This window comes from Amycolatopsis sp. NPDC006131 (assembly GCF_040614175.1).
Lineage (GTDB): Bacteria > Actinomycetota > Actinomycetes > Mycobacteriales > Pseudonocardiaceae > Amycolatopsis_E > Amycolatopsis_E tucumanensis.
Genome location: NZ_JBEXTX010000078.1, coordinates 1 through 15,052, shown reverse-complemented (window position 1 = coordinate 15,052; position 15,052 = coordinate 1). Strand labels below are relative to the sequence as shown.

General features: G+C 70.7%; 21 protein-coding genes. 8 read left to right on the top strand and 13 right to left on the bottom strand.

All coding sequences use genetic code 11. From position 1 onward, the window contains the following. Positions 1–21: 21 nt before the first annotated feature. Genes ABZ215_RS30775 through ABZ215_RS30765 form a run of 3 tightly spaced genes read left to right on the top strand, consistent with a single transcriptional unit; the run spans position 22 to position 983 of the window. Complete coding sequence (locus ABZ215_RS30775) at positions 22–222, top strand: hypothetical protein (RefSeq protein ID WP_354953571.1); 201 nt, start codon at positions 22–24, stop codon at positions 220–222. A gap of 10 nt (positions 223–232) precedes the next feature. Next, entirely contained in the window at positions 233–616 is a 384-nt protein-coding gene (locus ABZ215_RS30770) for a ribonuclease domain-containing protein (protein ID WP_027935639.1), read from the top strand. A 10-nt stretch (positions 617–626) separates the two neighbouring features. Next, entirely contained in the window at positions 627–983 is a 357-nt protein-coding gene (locus ABZ215_RS30765; RefSeq protein WP_017981182.1) for a barstar family protein, read from the top strand. Here the strand turns inward: ABZ215_RS30765 and ABZ215_RS30760 are convergent. Further along, positions 980–1,753 (bottom strand): enoyl-CoA hydratase-related protein, encoded by a 774-nt coding sequence (locus ABZ215_RS30760; protein ID WP_027935640.1) that lies wholly within the window; start codon positions 1,751–1,753, stop codon positions 980–982. The two genes, ABZ215_RS30765 and ABZ215_RS30760, sit on opposite strands and share 4 nt — an antisense overlap. 124 nt (positions 1,754–1,877) lie before the next feature. On the opposite strand from ABZ215_RS30760, the gene ABZ215_RS30755 reads away from it, so the two are divergent. Together ABZ215_RS30755 and ABZ215_RS30750 are read left to right on the top strand one after the other, a co-directional pair. Continuing rightward, a complete protein-coding gene (locus ABZ215_RS30755; RefSeq protein ID WP_354953569.1) occupies positions 1,878–2,324 on the top strand; it encodes a hypothetical protein in 447 nt (148 codons plus the stop codon). Then, positions 2,321–2,839 carry a DUF3558 family protein gene (locus ABZ215_RS30750; protein WP_354953567.1) on the top strand — a complete coding sequence of 173 codons (519 nt, stop codon included), beginning with the start codon at positions 2,321–2,323 and terminating at the stop codon, positions 2,837–2,839. Before ABZ215_RS30755 ends, ABZ215_RS30750 begins: the two co-directional genes overlap by 4 nt. Before the next feature lie 3 nt (positions 2,840–2,842). Here the strand turns inward: ABZ215_RS30750 and ABZ215_RS30745 are convergent, their stop codons facing one another. Continuing rightward, complete coding sequence (locus ABZ215_RS30745; RefSeq protein ID WP_235716060.1) at positions 2,843–2,995, bottom strand: hypothetical protein; 153 nt, start codon at positions 2,993–2,995, stop codon at positions 2,843–2,845. Positions 2,996–3,127: 132 nt separating this feature from the next. Between ABZ215_RS30745 and ABZ215_RS30740 the strand changes: the two genes are divergently transcribed. Beyond that, positions 3,128–3,640, top strand: a complete 513-nt coding sequence (locus ABZ215_RS30740) for a DUF3558 domain-containing protein (RefSeq protein WP_354953565.1) — start codon at positions 3,128–3,130, stop codon at positions 3,638–3,640. A 3-nt stretch (positions 3,641–3,643) separates the two neighbouring features. On the opposite strand, the gene ABZ215_RS30735 is transcribed toward ABZ215_RS30740, so the two are convergent. From ABZ215_RS30735 to ABZ215_RS30685, 11 genes are all read right to left on the bottom strand, one after another. Continuing rightward, on the bottom strand, positions 3,644–4,522 hold the full coding sequence (locus ABZ215_RS30735; protein WP_354953563.1) for a TIGR03854 family LLM class F420-dependent oxidoreductase: 879 nt from the start codon (positions 4,520–4,522) through the stop codon (positions 3,644–3,646). A gap of 17 nt (positions 4,523–4,539) precedes the next feature. Next, the gene (locus ABZ215_RS30730; RefSeq protein WP_354953561.1) at positions 4,540–5,259 is read right to left on the bottom strand and encodes a CbiX/SirB N-terminal domain-containing protein; all 720 of its coding nucleotides are present in this window, start codon (positions 5,257–5,259) and stop codon (positions 4,540–4,542) included. Next, a complete protein-coding gene (locus ABZ215_RS30725) occupies positions 5,256–6,143 on the bottom strand; it encodes an ABC transporter permease (protein WP_020416566.1) in 888 nt (295 codons plus the stop codon). Before ABZ215_RS30725 ends, ABZ215_RS30730 begins: the two co-directional genes overlap by 4 nt. After that, positions 6,130–6,930 (bottom strand): ABC transporter ATP-binding protein, encoded by an 801-nt coding sequence (locus ABZ215_RS30720; protein WP_020416567.1) that lies wholly within the window; start codon positions 6,928–6,930, stop codon positions 6,130–6,132. The genes ABZ215_RS30725 and ABZ215_RS30720 overlap by 14 nt, the downstream gene beginning before the upstream one ends. 10 nt (positions 6,931–6,940) lie before the next feature. After that, positions 6,941–7,945 carry an ABC transporter substrate-binding protein gene (locus ABZ215_RS30715; protein ID WP_237337378.1) on the bottom strand — a complete coding sequence of 335 codons (1,005 nt, stop codon included), beginning with the start codon at positions 7,943–7,945 and terminating at the stop codon, positions 6,941–6,943. Between the two features lie 81 nt (positions 7,946–8,026). After that, positions 8,027–9,328 (bottom strand): GTP-binding protein, encoded by a 1,302-nt coding sequence (locus tag ABZ215_RS30710; RefSeq protein ID WP_020416569.1) that lies wholly within the window; start codon positions 9,326–9,328, stop codon positions 8,027–8,029. Then, complete coding sequence (gene cysD / locus ABZ215_RS30705; protein WP_017981193.1) at positions 9,328–10,242, bottom strand: sulfate adenylyltransferase subunit CysD; 915 nt, start codon at positions 10,240–10,242, stop codon at positions 9,328–9,330. Before cysD ends, ABZ215_RS30710 begins: the two co-directional genes overlap by 1 nt. A gap of 10 nt (positions 10,243–10,252) precedes the next feature. Beyond that, positions 10,253–10,957, bottom strand: coding sequence for a phosphoadenylyl-sulfate reductase (locus ABZ215_RS30700; RefSeq protein ID WP_354953559.1), 705 nt, complete (start codon positions 10,955–10,957; stop codon positions 10,253–10,255). Continuing rightward, entirely contained in the window at positions 10,954–11,166 is a 213-nt protein-coding gene (locus tag ABZ215_RS30695; protein ID WP_084506014.1) for a hypothetical protein, read from the bottom strand. The genes ABZ215_RS30700 and ABZ215_RS30695 overlap by 4 nt, the downstream gene beginning before the upstream one ends. Further along, complete coding sequence (locus ABZ215_RS30690; protein WP_354953557.1) at positions 11,163–12,863, bottom strand: nitrite/sulfite reductase; 1,701 nt, start codon at positions 12,861–12,863, stop codon at positions 11,163–11,165. Before ABZ215_RS30690 ends, ABZ215_RS30695 begins: the two co-directional genes overlap by 4 nt. 132 nt (positions 12,864–12,995) lie before the next feature. Then, positions 12,996–13,067 (bottom strand): putative leader peptide, encoded by a 72-nt coding sequence (locus tag ABZ215_RS30685; RefSeq protein ID WP_354708697.1) that lies wholly within the window; start codon positions 13,065–13,067, stop codon positions 12,996–12,998. 158 nt (positions 13,068–13,225) lie between these two features. On the opposite strand from ABZ215_RS30685, the gene hemW reads away from it, so the two are divergent. Both hemW and ABZ215_RS30675 read left to right on the top strand, forming a co-directional pair. Then, on the top strand, positions 13,226–14,410 hold the full coding sequence (gene hemW, locus ABZ215_RS30680) for a radical SAM family heme chaperone HemW (RefSeq protein ID WP_354953619.1): 1,185 nt from the start codon (positions 13,226–13,228) through the stop codon (positions 14,408–14,410). A 135-nt stretch (positions 14,411–14,545) separates the two neighbouring features. Then, on the top strand, positions 14,546–15,052 hold a 507-nt coding region (locus ABZ215_RS30675; RefSeq protein ID WP_354953555.1), incomplete at its 3' end, for a GNAT family N-acetyltransferase.

Sequence of the window (15,052 nt, the reverse complement as noted above, 5' to 3'; positions counted from 1 at the left end):
CCCCTGGCGTACCCTGGTCAGGTGTTCGACGGCCTGGCGACCTGGTGGGACAACGCCGAGCTGTGGCTTGCGCAGCTGTGGTTCCCGTTGCAGTTCCTGCTGGTCATCGCCGTGCTGGCGCCGCTGTGCGTCGGCACCGCGTGGCTGATCGACCGGATCGTCGACCGGGTGGCCGCGTGGTTGCGGCCGGGCCGCGACGAGGACGTTTCGAGCCGGTCCTAAGGTGTCGCTGGTGTCAAGCAGGAGGCGGATCACCGTCGCGCTCGTCGGGCTCATCGTGCTCGTGTTCGGTGGCTGGATCGTGCGCGAAACCACCACGTCGACCGAGCCGGCGAGTGGGCTCACGGCGTTGTCCAGCCTGCCGGCCGAGGCGGGCCAGACGTGGCGTCTCATCCAGGCCGGCGGGCCGTTCCCGTACCGCAGCGACGGAACGGTGTTCGAGAACCGGGAAAAGCGGCTCCCCGTCAAGGAGAGCGGCTACTACCGGGAATACACGGTGCCCACGCCGGGCAGCGCAGACCGCGGGGCCCGGCGGCTGATCACCGGGGCGCAGACCGAGCTGTACTACACCGGTGATCACTACGCTTCCTTCGTCCAGGTCGACCCGTCGAAGTAGCGAGAACCCCATGTCCTCTTCCCAGACGATCGTCGAGCAGGCCCGCGCGCGCGGCGCCTACTCGCACATCATCGGCAGCAGGCCCGCGGACAAGATGTCCGCCCTCGACGCGATCGCGTCCGCTTTGTCCTTTCCGGACTGGTTCGGCCGCAACCTGGACGCGCTGTACGACTGCCTGACCGATTTGTCGTGGCTGCCCTACGGCGAGCACGTCCTGGTGTGGGCCGGATCGGACCTGCTCAAGGACGCCGACCCGAAGGCTTACCTGGCGATCCGCAGCGTCCTGTCCGACGCCGAGCGAGCGTTGGCGCCGGGTGGCGACCGCGCCGACAGCCGCCGGCTGACGGTCGCCCTCACCGACGACTAGTCCTGCGGGACCCAGTTCGGCTTGCGCTTCTCGCCGAACGCGCGGATGCCCTCCTGGCCCTCTTCGCTGGCGAAGAACTGCGCGGACAGCTTGAGCATGTCCGGGAAGCCGTCGGCCGGGGTGGCCGGGCGCGGGCTGGCGAGCAGTTCCTTGGTCGCGGCGAGCGCGGCCGGGCCGCCCAGCGTGAGGGAGCGGACGTAGGCGTCGGTGGCCTCGTCCAGCCGGTCGGCGTCGACGGCCTTGTTGATGAGGCCGATCTCGGCGGCGCGCTCGGCGTCGAACACGTCCCCGGTGAGGAACAGCTCCTGCGCGGCGCGCGGGTTGACGCGCGGCAGGACGGTGAGCGAGATGACGGCGGGCACGACGCCGATGCGGACCTCGGAGAACGCGAAGGTGACCTCCTTGGCGGCGACCACGAGGTCCGCGGCCGCGACCATGCCCACGCCGCCGGCGCGCGCGAGACCGGACAGCTTGGCGACGACCGGCTTCGGGCTCGTCCAGATCTGCTCGAGGATGCGGGGGAACTCGTTGACGCCCTGGTCACCCGCCCCGGCGCCGCGGGCTTCCTTGAGGTCCATGCCGGCGCAGAACACCTTGCCGGTGTGGGTGAGAACGATCACCCGGACGGCGTCGTCGTCCTTCGCCTTGGCCAGCGAGGCGGACAACTCGCGGCGCAGCTGGGCCGACAGGGCGTTCCGGTTGTGCGGCGAGTCGAGGGTGATCGTCGCGACACCACTCGCCACTGAGTAATGCACCAGTTCATCAGTCACGGGCTCACTGTAGTTCGGGCGGCGCGGCGGGGGAGCGCGGTTGTGAGCGGCTGCGCATCGGGACGATCCGGTGACAGCGCGTCAGGGGGCACGCTACGGTGCAACCGAACGGGGAGGGACGGCAGTGGCTGAGGACGGCGCGACGACGGGGGCCGCGCAGCTGGCAGGCGTGTTCGGCGGCGAGGAGAACCTGAACGCCATGCACGCCGACGCGAAGCGCATGCTGGCGGACGCGAAGGCAGGCAAGTGGGCGGTCGACGAGGAGACGGGGACGCATCTGAGGCGCGCGGTGACGCAGATGCAGGACCGGATGATGGACGTCAGTCGACGGCTCTATCTTCTGCAGCAGGCACCGAAGCTGGGAAACGACCAGTACGCCACGCAGGTCGCCAAGCAATTTCTCGCGGCGATGGACTCTGACGAGCGGTCGCTTGTCAGGGTGTTCCTCGCGGCGCAGGAAATGCTCGGTAGCCTCAGTCAGGCGATCGAGATCGCGATCAGCAAGTACGACGCCTCGGAAGAGGCTGCGACCGAAGCGCTCAACACGTTCAAGAACCAGGACGGCCAGTGACCCTCAACGCTCGTATCGCCCAGGCCCTTGCTGGTGTCGGGTGTCTCGCGGTGATCACGACCGGTTGCACCAGCACTGTGCCGGGAACGGCTTCGCCGGCGCCCACTGCCACCGAAGCGAATTCGGACATCTTCGCCGGCATGAACGCGTGTCAGGTTCTAGATCAGCTCAACGCAGGTCAGGGATACAATCCGGGCGAGAAAAAGACGAGGCGCAATGAGTGCAATGCGTCAAAGCCCGGGGTAGCCGGCAACAGCCTCGCGCTCGATCCCGTACAGGGGCTCAGCGAGTTCGCCCAGGCGAATGCAGGCGTGACGGATCTTTCCATCAACGGACGGCCCGCCATGCAGGCGGATATCCCGACCGGCGGGTGCGCTGTGGCGGTCGAGGTTGCGGAGCATGCACGCGCACTGGTTCTGGTTACGCTGATCAGCAGCCCGCGCGATCCGCAGGCTTGCGTGGAGGCTCAAGCCCTCGCTGAGAAGCTCGAACCCCTGCTCCCGAAGGTCCAGTAGACCTCAGTTCTGCCGCGGCAGCAGTTCCTCCACGAACCGCTCCAGGAAGGCCTCCCGCGAAGAACCGCCCCGGTGGCAGACCACGAACTTCGTCAAGCCCGCTTCCAGGTGGCCGTCCAGCAGGCGGTGCTGCGACGGCCAATCGGTAGCGATCATGTCGAAGTCTTGCAGGCGGCGAAGGAATGCTCGGTAGCTTCGTGAAGCCATCGAGATCGCGATCAGCAAGTACGACGCCTCGGACGAGGCGGCGGTCCAGGCATTGACCACGTTCAAGGATCAGGAAGCCCAGTGACGAACATCGTTCGCATCGCCCAGCTCGTCTCGGGTGCGTGTCTGTTGCTGGCCGCGGGCGCTTGCACCAGCACGGTCGTGGGTACGGCGTCGCCGGCGCCGACGTCAGCCACCGCGAGCGCTGATGTCTTCGCCGGCCTCAACGCCTGCCGTGTCCTGGAGCAACTCACCGCAGGGGAAGGATTTGGCCCCGGGGAGAACATCAGCCGTCGCAACGAATGCGACGTTTCGAAGTCCGAGCACGGCACCTATGGGCTTGCGCTGGACCCTGTCCAGGGGCTCCGTGAGTTCGCCGAGAACAGCGAGGGCGTCGTGGAGACCTCGGTCAATGGGCGCAACGCCCTGCAGGCGCCCATTCCCCTCGGTGGTTGTGCCATCGTGATCGAGGTCAGTGAGCACGCTCGTGCGATGGTGCAGGTGTCGCTCTCGTCGAACGATGATCAGCAGGCCTGCGTGGACGCCCAAGCCCTCGCTGAGAAGCTCGAACCCCTGCTCCCGAAGGTCCAGTAGACCTCAGTTCTGCCGCGGCAGCAGCTCTTCCACGAACCGCTCCAGGAACGCCTCGAACGGCGACCCACCCCGGTGGTAGACCACGAACTTCGTCAGGCCCGCTTCCAGGTGGCCGTCCAGCAGGCGGTGCAGCGAAGCCCAGTCCGTGGCGATCACGTCCGCCGGGTCGGTGTCCGGGCGTCGGGAGCGCACCGTGGCGGCCAGGGCGTCCGGGATGCCGTCCTCGGCGAGCATCAAGCTCATCCCGTAGTGGTCGGCCTCGATCGAGCGGCCCGCGGCGGCCGCGGCGGTCTCGATGGCCTCGCGGGCCCGGCGCGCCTCCGCCGGGGACAGGAAGCTTCCCAGCCATCCGTCGGCGTACTCGCCGATTCGCCGGTACGCCGCGGGCGCACTTCCGCCGAGCCAGATGTCCACCGGGCGCTCCAGCCGCGGGCCCAGCGAGACGTCCTCCAGCTTCCAGAACTCGCCCGCGAAATCGCCCTCACCGGCCAGCGCCGCCCGCAGCAACCGCAGTGACTCGTCGAACACCGCGGCCCTCGCGCCGGCCGGGACGTCGAACAGCGGCCACTCGCTGCGGCGCGCCGGGCGCAGGCCGAACACCGGCAGCACCCGCTTCGGCGCCAGCGCCGCCAGCGACGCGATCTGCTTCGCCACCAGCACCGGGTGCCGCCCCGGCAGCACCGCCACCGAAGTGCCCGCCTTCAACGACGAAGTCCGCGCCAGCGCGTGCGCCATCCCGACGAACGGGTCCACCGCGTCCGAGTACACCTGCTCGGAAAACCACACCGAGTCGACCCCGGCGGCCTCCAGCCGGTCGACGATCCCCGGCAACTCCACGGGCGAGGTCTCAGCCCCCAGCCCAACCCCGATCCGGATCTTCACGCCACCCACGTTACGGGTCAGGCCGACCGGGCGGCACCTGCCAACGCGGTGGCGTACCGCTCCAACACGAGCGACGCCACCCGCGGATCACCGGCCAGGCAGTCCGCCAGCACCACCGACGGCTCGGCCTCCCGCGCCAGCGCGGCGATCCGGTCGGGCAACAACCCGGGCGCGAGGAACCACGACGCCACCGCGATCCGCGACGCCCCACGGGCCCGCAGCTTCGCCACCGCCGCGGGCACGTCCGGCTTCGCGGCGCTCGCGAACGCCGCCACCGCCCGGAAACCGTGCCGCGACTGCCACCGCCGGGCCAGCGCCGCGACCGCCTCGTTCGCCGCGGCCCGCGACGAACCCACCGCGGCCAGCACCACGCCCAGCCCGGGATCGGTCACGTCCGCCACCGCGGCCAGCCGGTCGAACGCCACCGGCTCCAGGTCCGCGCCCAGCACGTCGGCGATCGTCACCCGCAGCGCGGGCACCTCGGCCACCAGCGCGGGCAGGTCGACCCGCGCGTGGAAGGCACTGCCCAGCAGCAACGGCACCACGACCGCCTCCCGGTGGCCCGCGCGCACCAGGTCCCGCAGCACGTCCGTCACCAGCGGCTCGGACAGGTCCAGGAACGACACCCGCACGTCCAGTTCCGGCGCCGCCGCGGCGATCCGGTCCACCAGGGCCCGCACGGCCGCCGCGGACCGCGGGTCCCGGCTCCCGTGCGCGACGGCGACCAGCGGGATCACAGCGACCCCAGCCCACGCGCCCGCAGCACGGCCCGCTCCAGCGGCCGGAACACCAGCAGCTCGATGCCGACGCCGACCAGCAGGATCAGGAAGATCGCCGCGATCACGGTCGACATGTCGTTGAGGAACCGGCCGTCGTCGAGGTAGGCGCCAAGGCCCTTGCCCAGCAGCGGCGACGTCGCGATGATCTCCGCCGCCATCAGCGACCGCCACGAGAACGCCCAGCCCTGCTTCAACCCGGCGAGGTACCCGGGCAGCGCCGCGGGCAGCAGGATGTGCCGGGCCGTCGCCAGCCGTCCCGCGCCCATCACCTTGCCGACACGCGGCAGGATCGGCGGGATCTGGTCGATGCCCGCCACCAGGCCGTTCGCGATCGACGGCACGCTGCCCAGCAGCAGCACCACGTACATCGCGGCCGGCTCGACACCGAACCACAGCACCGCGGCAGGCACCCAGGCCACCGACGGCAGGCTCTGCAGACCGGACAGGAACGGCCCGATCCCGGCCCGCACCAGCTTCACCTTCGCGACCAGCAACCCGAGCGGCGTCGCGATCAGGATGGCGACGAGGAACCCGAGCACCGCGCGGTGCACCGACGTCCACACGAACCCGAACGCGTCCCCGCTGGTGAACCGGCCCCACAGCTCGTCCCACACCGCGAGCGGCGCCGGCAGCTGGTACTCCGGCCAGAACGCGGCCGCCCACAACGCCTGCCAGACCGCGATCACCAGGACCAGGAACACCACCGGCGGCAGCACCGACCGGACGAACCGGCCCCAGCCGCCCTTCTTCGCGGCAGGCTGGACCGGCGTGTCGAGCGCGTCCAGACCCGCTTCGACCGCCGCGGCGTCCGGTTCGGCGGTCGAGCCCTCAAGCGGCGGCATGGCTGCTGATCACCTCACGCAGGCGGCGGTTGATCACGTCCACCGCGTTCACCTCGTCCTGCCCGGCCAGCCCGTCGACGCGCCACTGCTGCACGACCTTGCCCGGCCGCGACGACAGCAGCACCACCCGCTGCCCGAGCCGCACCGCTTCGCGCACGTCGTGGGTCACGAACACCACCGCGGTGCCGGTCGCTTCCCAGATGCGCAGCAGCTCGGCCTGCAGCACGTCGCGCGTGATGGCGTCGAGCGCGGAGAACGGCTCGTCCATCAGCAGCAGCGACGGCCGCTCCTCGCCGTCCTCGGTGTGGGTGGCCGACGCCAGCGCGCGAGCCAGTGCCACGCGCTGGCGCATGCCGCCGGACAGTTCGTGCGGGCGCTTGGCGCCCGCGCCGGACAGCCGCACCAGCTCCAGCAGCTCGCCGGTGCGGGTCTTGCGCTCGGCGCGGCCCATGCCGGCCAGCTTCAGCGGCAGCTCGACGTTCGCCGCGGCGGTCAGCCACGGCATGAGCGCCGCCTCCTGGAACATGACCGCCGGCCGGGACGTCGTCAGCTCGATCTCACCCGCGCTCGGCTGATCCAGGTTCGCGATCAGGTTCAGCAGGGTGGTCTTGCCGCAGCCCGAGGCGCCGAGCAGGCAGACGAACTCGCCCGGCGCGACGTCGAGGTCGACCCCGGCGAGCGCGGTCACGGCGTCGCGACCCTGCCCGAAGCTCTTGTGCACCCCGGACAACCGCACGGCGTGCCCGGTCGCGGGCTCCACCGGCGGGCGTCCCAGCGTGGCGGTCATGAACAGCCTCCTACTTCTTGTCCAGGCCGGACGCGCTGACGGCCGGCTTCCCGGCCTGGGCGAGCACGGTGTTGAGCAGGGTGAGGTCGGCGAACCCGGCGACGTCCGGGGCCTTGTCCTTCACCCCTGCGGTCACCTGGTCCTGGGCCAGCTGCGGGAACTGCCCGGCCAGCGGGTCGGTGGTGAGCTGGATGCCCTGCCACGCGCGGTCCAGCGTGGCGGTCGCGAGCGCCTTGCCGGTGAGCTGCTGCAGCTGGTTGTTCACCGCGGTCTTCGCCTTCGCCGGGTCGGACGCGGCGAGCGTGTTCGCGTCGAGCAGGCCCTGCAGGATCGCGGTGACGGTCGCCGGGTGTTCCTTGAGGAACTGGGTGCGCACGATCAGCACGGTGGTCGGGAACTGCCCGCCCGGCCACAGGTCCTTCTCGTCGACCAGGACCTTCGCGCCGGCCTCCAGCACCAGCCGCGACGCCCACGGCTCGGGCAGCCACGCGGCCTGGATCGCGCCGGACTTGAACTGGTCGAGCGTCAGCGCGTTGTCGATGTTCTGGACCTTGACGTCGCTGAGCTTCTGGTCGGCGATCCACTTCTTCAGCGACACGTCCTGCGTGTTGCCCAGCTGCGGCGACGCCACGGTCTTGCCCTGCAGGTCCTGCGGCGTGTTGATCGACGGCTGCACGACCAGCTGCGCGCCGCCCGAGGTGGCGCCCGCGATCAGCCGCACGGCCTCGCCGCCGGACTGGGCGTAGGCGTTGATCGCCGGGCCGGAGCCGATGAACCCGATGTCCAGCGAACCGCCGAGGAGGGCGTTGACCTCCTCGGGGCCGGCGTTGAACTTGGTTGGCACCAGCTTGGTGTTCCCGAGGTGCTGCGCGAACAGGTTCTGGTCCAGCCCGATCAGCGCCGACGCGTGCGTGACGTTCGGGAAGTACCCGAGCCGCACCTCGGCCGCCGGACCCTGATCGGTCGCCGTCGCCGAGTCCTCCGATCGGTCCGCCCGTGAACACCCGGTCACCACTGCCAATGCGGACAACGCCACTGCTGCCAGAGCCAGAACACGAGTTTTCACGGACGGACCTTTCGGTTGGGGGATGGGGAGTTACGGGCCGGGGGAGACCACGTCCCGGTCGCTGCGCAGCACGGGAAGCGGCGCACCGACCATCCCGGCCGCCAGCGTGGTGCCGTCGGCCGGGTCGATCACCAGGAAGGCGCCGGTGCGCCTGCTGACCTCGTACTCGTCGACCGGCAGCGGTTCCGCGACGCGGACCTTCGCGCGGCCGATCTCGTTGAGCTGCAGCGTCTCCGGGTAGTCCACAGTGGACAGCTTCTGCTCGTCGAAGCGGGAGAGCAGCTCGTCGACGAACGCCTGCACCGTGCGCGCGCCGTGCTTGACCAGCACGCGGGCGCCCGGCCGCAGCGGTTTCTCCGACAGCCAGGCCAGCGTGGCGTCCAGCTCGTCGGTCGCCACCGGGGCCGAACCCGCCGCCGCGATGACGTCACCGCGCGCGATGTCCAGGTCGTCGGCCAGTACCAGCGTCACCGAGCGGCCCGCGGCCGCCTCGGCCAGCTCGCCGTCCGGCGTGTCGATCCGCTCGACCGTCGTGCGCAGGCCCGCGGGCAGCACCACGACCTCGTCGCCGGGGCGCACCGTGCCCGCCGCGACCTGGCCCGCGTAGCCGCGGTAGTCCGGGTACTCGGGCGTGCGCGGCCGGATCACGTACTGCACCGGGAAGCGGAACGGCGCGTCGTGCGGGTCGGGCGCGACCGGCACGGTCTCCAGGTGCTCCAGCAGCGTCGGGCCGGAGTACCACGGGGTGTGCGCCGAGCGCTCCACCACGTTGTCACCCACCAGTGCGGACACCGGGATCGCCAGGACCGATCCTTCGGCGTAACCCAGCGACGTGGCGTGGTCGGTGAACTCCTTCGCGATGACCCGGAAGGTCTCCTCGTCGTAGTCGACCAGGTCGATCTTGTTCACCGCGAGCACCAGGCGCGGCACGCCGAGCAGCGCGAGCACCGCGGCGTGGCGGCGGGTCTGCTCGATGACGCCCTTGCGCGCGTCGACCAGCAGCACGGCCAGCTGCGCCGTGGAGGCGCCGGTGACGGTGTTGCGGGTGTACTGCACGTGGCCGGGGGTGTCGGCGAGCACGAACGACCGCTTCGGGGTCGCGAAGTAGCGGTAGGCCACGTCGATCGTGATGCCCTGCTCACGCTCCGAGCGCAGGCCGTCGACGAGCAGCGACAGGTCCGGAGTGGACAGACCGCGGTCGACGCTGGCGCGGGTGACCGCGTCCAGCTGGTCGGCCAGCACCGACTTGGTGTCGTAGAGCAGACGGCCGACGAGCGTCGACTTGCCGTCGTCGACGCTCCCGGCTGTGGCGAGCCGCAGCAACGAGCTCATCAGAAGTACCCCTCCCGCTTGCGGTCCTCCATGGCGGCCTCTGACAGGCGGTCGTCGGCCCGGGTGGCGCCGCGCTCGGTGAGCCGGCTCGCCATCACCTCGGCGATCACTTCCTCGACGGTCGACGCTGTGGATTCCACGGCGCCGGTGCAGGAGCCGTCACCGACCGTGCGGTAGCGCACCGTCAGCTCCTTCACCTCTTCGCCGTCACGCGGACCGCCCCAAGGTCCCTCGGTCAGCCACATGCCGTCGCGCTTGTAGACCTTGCGCTGGTGGGCGTAGTAGATCGAGGGCAGCTCCACCTTCTCGCGCGCGATGTAGTTCCACACATCGGCTTCGGTCCAGTTGGAGAGCGGGAACACCCGCACATGTTCCCCCGGACGGTGCCGTCCGTTGTACAGGTTCCACAATTCGGGACGCTGCCGTCGCGGGTCCCACTGGCCGAACGCGTTGCGCAGGCTGAAGATCCGCTCCTTGGCCCGCGCGCGTTCCTCGTCGCGGCGCCCGCCGCCGAACACCGCGTCGAACTTGTGCTCGGTGATGGTGTCCAGAAGCGGCTGGGTCTGCAACGGGTTGCGGGTGCCGTCGGGACGCTCGGTGAGGCGGCCGTCGTCGATCCAGTCCTGCACGTTCGCGACGATCAGCCGCAGGCCGTACTTCTCCACGACGTGGTCGCGGAACGCGATGACCTCGTCGAAGTTGTGCCCGGTGTCCACGTGCAGCAGCGGGAACGGCACCGGCGCCGGCCAGAACGCCTTGATCGCCAGGTGCAGCAGCAGGGTCGAGTCCTTGCCGCCGGAGAACAGGATCACCGGCCGGTCGAACTCGCCGGCCACCTCCCGGAAGATGTGGATGGCTTCGGATTCCAGTGCCGCCAGGTTGTCGGTCGCGGCGTCGGTCGCGGCTGTGGTCACTTCCCTCTCCCTACGCGTGCAGGCCGCACTCGGCCTTGGACTTGCCTGCCCAGCGGCCGCTGCGCGGATCGGCGCCCGGCGCCACCTTCGCGGTGCACGGCGCGCAGCCGATCGACAGGTAGCCCTCGCCGACCAGCGGGTTCTGCAGGATGCCGTGCTCGTCGATGTAGGCGTTGAACTCGTCGTCGGTCCACGGCGCGATCGGGTTGACCTTGACGAGGCCGTTGCGGTCGTCCCAGGTGACGATCGGGGTGTTCGCCCGCGTCGGGGCGTCCACGCGGCGCACGCCGGTGACCCACGCGGAGTAGTTCGACAGCGTCTTCCGCAGCGGCACCACCTTGCGCAGGTGGCAGCACAGGTTCGGGTCCCGCTCGTGCAGCTTGGGGCCGTACTCGGCGTCCTGCTGCGCCACGGTCTGCTCGGCGGCCGCGTTGACGATCTTCACGTCCGGGTACACGGTCGCGACCGCGTCCCTGGTGCCGATCGTCTCCGCGAAGTGGTAGCCGGTCTCCAGGAACAGGATGTCCACATCGGACTTCACCTTGGTGGCGAGGTCGATGAGCACCGCGTCCTGCATGTTGGAGGCGACGATGAAGTCGTCGCCGAAGGTCTCCGCGGTCCAGCGCAGGGCCTCCAGCGCGGTCGCGTCGGCCAGTTCGGCGGACGCCTTCTCCGCCAGTGCCTTCAGTTCTTCGGTCCTCGTCGCGGTGGTCACTTGCTCGCTCCTTCCGGAAAGCGCAGCCCGATGAACTTGACGGTGAAGACGCGGCGGCACGCGCCGCAAAGCCAAGCGCCGTCGCCCTCCCGTCGCCCACCGCCACCCTCAACGGTGGCGCTGCGCGCCGCTGCGTCTTCCTGAGGACGGAGGTCCTCGTCCCCGCAGTACGGGCAGTGGAACGGCGTCGCTCGTTCCTGTGCCGTCATCGGAGATCGGCCTCGTCGGCGCGGGCGACCCACTGCGGGAAGCGCTCGCCTTCTTCCCGCTGGCCCAGGTAGTTGCGCACGACCCGCTCGACGTAGCCGATCAGCTCGTCGCCGGTCACCTTGTGGCCGCGCAGCTTCCGGCCGAACCCGGCGTCCAGGCCCAGCCCGCCGCCCAGGTGCACCTGGAAGCCCTCGACCTGGTTGCCGTCGTCGTCGGTCACGATCTGGCCCTTGAGGCCGATGTCCGCGGTCTGGATCCGGGCGCAGGAGTTCGGGCAGCCGTTGATGTGCACCGTGACCGGGTTCTCCACCTGGTCCTGGATGTCGGCCAGCCGCTCCTCGAGCGCGGTCACCAGGTCCTTGGCGCGCTGTTTGGTCTCGACGATCGCGAGCTTGCAGAACTCGATGCCGGTGCAGGCCATCACGCCGCGCCGCCACGGGCTCGGGTCGGTGGGCAGGCCCAGCTCGGCCAGCTCCGCCTGCAGGCCGGGCACGTCCTCCTCGGCGACGTCGAGCACCAGCAGCTTCTGCAGCGGGGTGAGCCGCACCCGGTTCGAGCCGGCGCGCTCGGCGGCCTTCGCGACCTTGATCAGCGTCGAGCCGGACACCCGGCCGCCGATCGGCGCGGCGCCGACGTAGAACTTGCCGTCCTTCTGCCGGTGCACGCCGACGTGGTCGTGCTGCACGGCGGGCGCCTCCGGCGCGGGGCCGTCGATCAGCTTGCGCTTCAGGTACTCGTCCTCCAGCACCTGGCGGAACTTCTCCGCTCCCCAGTCCTTGACCAGGAACTTCAGTCGCGCGCGCGAGCGCAGGCGGCGGTAGCCGTAGTCGCGGAAGATGCTGATGACGCCTTCCCAGACCTCGGGCACCTCGTCGAGCGGCACCCAGGCGCCCAGCCGCTGGGCGATCATCGGGTTGGTGGACAGGCCGCCGCCGACCTGCACGTCGAAGCCGGGGCCGTGCTCGGGGTGGCGCACGCCGACGAACGCGACGTCGTGGATCTCGTGGGCCACGTCCGGCAGCCCGGACACCGCGGTCTTGAACTTGCGCGGCAGGTTCGCGTACTCCGGCTTGCCCAGGTAGCGGCGCTTGATCTCGTCGAGCGCCGGGGTGCCGTCGATGATCTCGTCCTCGGCGATCCCCGCGACCGGGGAGCCGAGCATGACGCGCGGGCTGTCGCCGCACGCGGTCATGGTGGTCAGGCCGGCGCCCTCCAGCTTCTCCCAGATCGTCGGCATGTCCTCGATCCGGATCCAGTGGTACTGGACGTTCTGCCGGTCGGTGATGTCCGCGCTGTCGCGCGCGTAGGTCTGCGAGATCTCGCCGATGACCGCGAGCTGCTCGGTGGTCAGCGCGCCACCGTCGATGCGGACGCGGAGCATGAAGTACTCGTCGTCCAGCTCCTCCGGCTCCAGCGTCGCGGTGCGGCCGCCGTCGATCCCGGGCTTGCGCTGGGTGTAGAGGCCGTACCAGCGGAACCGGCCACGGAGGTCGCCCGGATCGATCGAGTCGAAGCCGCCACGCGCGTAGATGTTTTCGATCCGCGATCGAACGTTGAGCGGGTGGTCGTCCTTCTTCGAGCGCTCGTTCGGGTTCAGCGGCTCCCGGTAGCCGAGGGCCCACTGGCCCTCACCACGACGCTGCCGGGCGCGCGGGGTTCGGGCGGCGGCAGGGTTGTCGCGCGTCGGCGAAGCCATGTTCGAGTCCTTCCGGGGCTCTCGCGAAGGCGCCGCGCGCACGGAAATGCCCTGGTCAAAGCCCGTGGTGGGGGTTTGGCAGTCCGCGGCGTGACGGCGCCCGCTGGTCCTAGCTGGGTGGCGGTGGCGGCGTCAGTTCGTTTCGCGGCACAGGGCGCTGGCGACACGCCGGAAGTCGACGTGGCGACGCACCACGAGGAGCACTCCGGCATAAGTCACGGGATCAGCGTGCCACGCTGCTCACGATGTGGTCCAGCCCGCTCCGCATGCTGGGATACGCATCACGCTGAAAAAATCTCCGGCAGACTGGCGCGCGAGTTGGATCAGGGACACTGGGAAGCGTGAGTGATACTTCCGCCCCGGTGGCGTTCGCACTGCCGGAGCACGCGCTGGCCGGGCTCGGGACGCGGCCCTTCGGCGTGTACGTGCACGTGCCCTTCTGCGCGACGCGCTGCGGCTACTGCGACTTCAACACCTACACCGCCGGTGAGCTGGGCACGAGCGCGTCGCCCGAGTCGTGGCTGGAGGGGTTGCGGCGCGAGCTGGACCTGGGCGCGCGGGCGCTGGGCAACGCGCCGGCGGCCGAGACGGTGTTCGTCGGCGGCGGCACCCCGTCGCTGCTGGGCGCCTCCGGACTGGCCGATGTGCTGGACGCGGTGCGCGACTCCTTCGGGCTGGCGCCCGGGGCCGAGGTGACCACGGAGTCCAACCCGGAGTCGACGTCGCCGGAGTTCTTTTCCGGGCTTCGCGAGGCCGGGTACACGCGGATCTCGCTGGGGATGCAGTCGGCGGCCTCGCACGTGCTGAAGATCCTGGACCGCACGCACACACCGGGCCGCCCGGTGGCCGCCGCGAAGGAGGCGAGGGTCGCGGGCTTCGAGCACGTGAACCTCGACGTCATCTACGGCACACCGGGAGAGCGGACCGCGGACCTGCGTGCCTCGCTCGAGGCCGTGCTGGAGGCCGGGGTCGACCACGTGTCGGCGTACTCGCTGATCGTCGAGGACGGCACCGCACTGGCCCGGCGGGTGCGGCGCGGTGAGCTGCCCGCGCCGGATGAGGACGTGCTGGCGGCGGACTACGAGCTGATCGACTCGGTGCTGTCGGCGGCCGGGCTGGGCTGGTACGAGGTGTCGAACTGGGCGGCCTCGGAGGCGGCCGCGTGCCGGCACAACCTGGGCTACTGGCGCGGCGGCGACTGGTGGGGCGCGGGGCCGGGAGCGCACAGCCACGTCGGCGGGGTGCGGTGGTGGAACGTGAAGCACCCGGCGCGCTACGCCGCGGCGCTGGCTTCCGGCGGTTCGGCCGAGGCCGATCGCGAAGTGCTCACGCCCGAGGAGCAGGCCTTCGAGCGGATCATGCTGGAGCTGCGGCTCGCCGAGGGGCTGCCGGTGTCCGCGCTGACCGCCGACGGGGCGCGGGAGGCCGAGGCCGCGGTCGCCGAGGGGCTGCTGGACGCCGCCGCGTTCGCCGGGAAGCAGCGGTGCGTGCTGACCTTCCGGGGGCGCCTGCTGGCCGACGGGCTCGTGCGGCGGCTCGCTCCCTGAATATTTCGCTCGCGGAGATCATCCCGGCGCTGCTAGCTTTCGCGGCACCTGGTGACTTCGGGAGGTCGAGGAATATGGCTGTCAGCGGCCGTCCTTCGCCTGCCCGTTTTCTCTCACCAGGAGTTCTCCTTGTTCTTGACCACTGATCGTCTTCTGCTGCGCCCGTGGACCGGGGCGGAGGCCGCCGCCGTCCGAGCCGGTGAGCGCCGCCCGGACTGGGCGGGCGATTTCCCCGCCGAGGGCGACGTCGTGATCGCCGGGCTGCTCGCCGAGCGCCCGGACTGGCTCGCCGCGTTCGGGCACCACCTGGTCGTCGAGCGCGCCACCCGGCTCGTCGTGGGTTCGATCGGGCTGTTCTGGCCGCCCGAGGACGGCGTCGTGGAGATCGGCTACGGCATCGTGCCGAGCCGCCGCGGACGGCGGTACGCCGCGGAGGCCACGGTCGCGCTGACCGGGTTCGCGCTCACCTCGCCGGAGGTGCGGAGCGTGTCGGCCCAGGTGGAGCGCGCCAACCCTGCTTCGGTGCGGGTGCTGGAAGCGGCCGGCTTCACGCTCGTCGCCGACGAGGGTGAGGTGCTCCGCCGCCGATGCTGTCGTTGTTGCCCAGCGCCCGGTTCGCCGCGCCGTCGTCCCACACCTGGT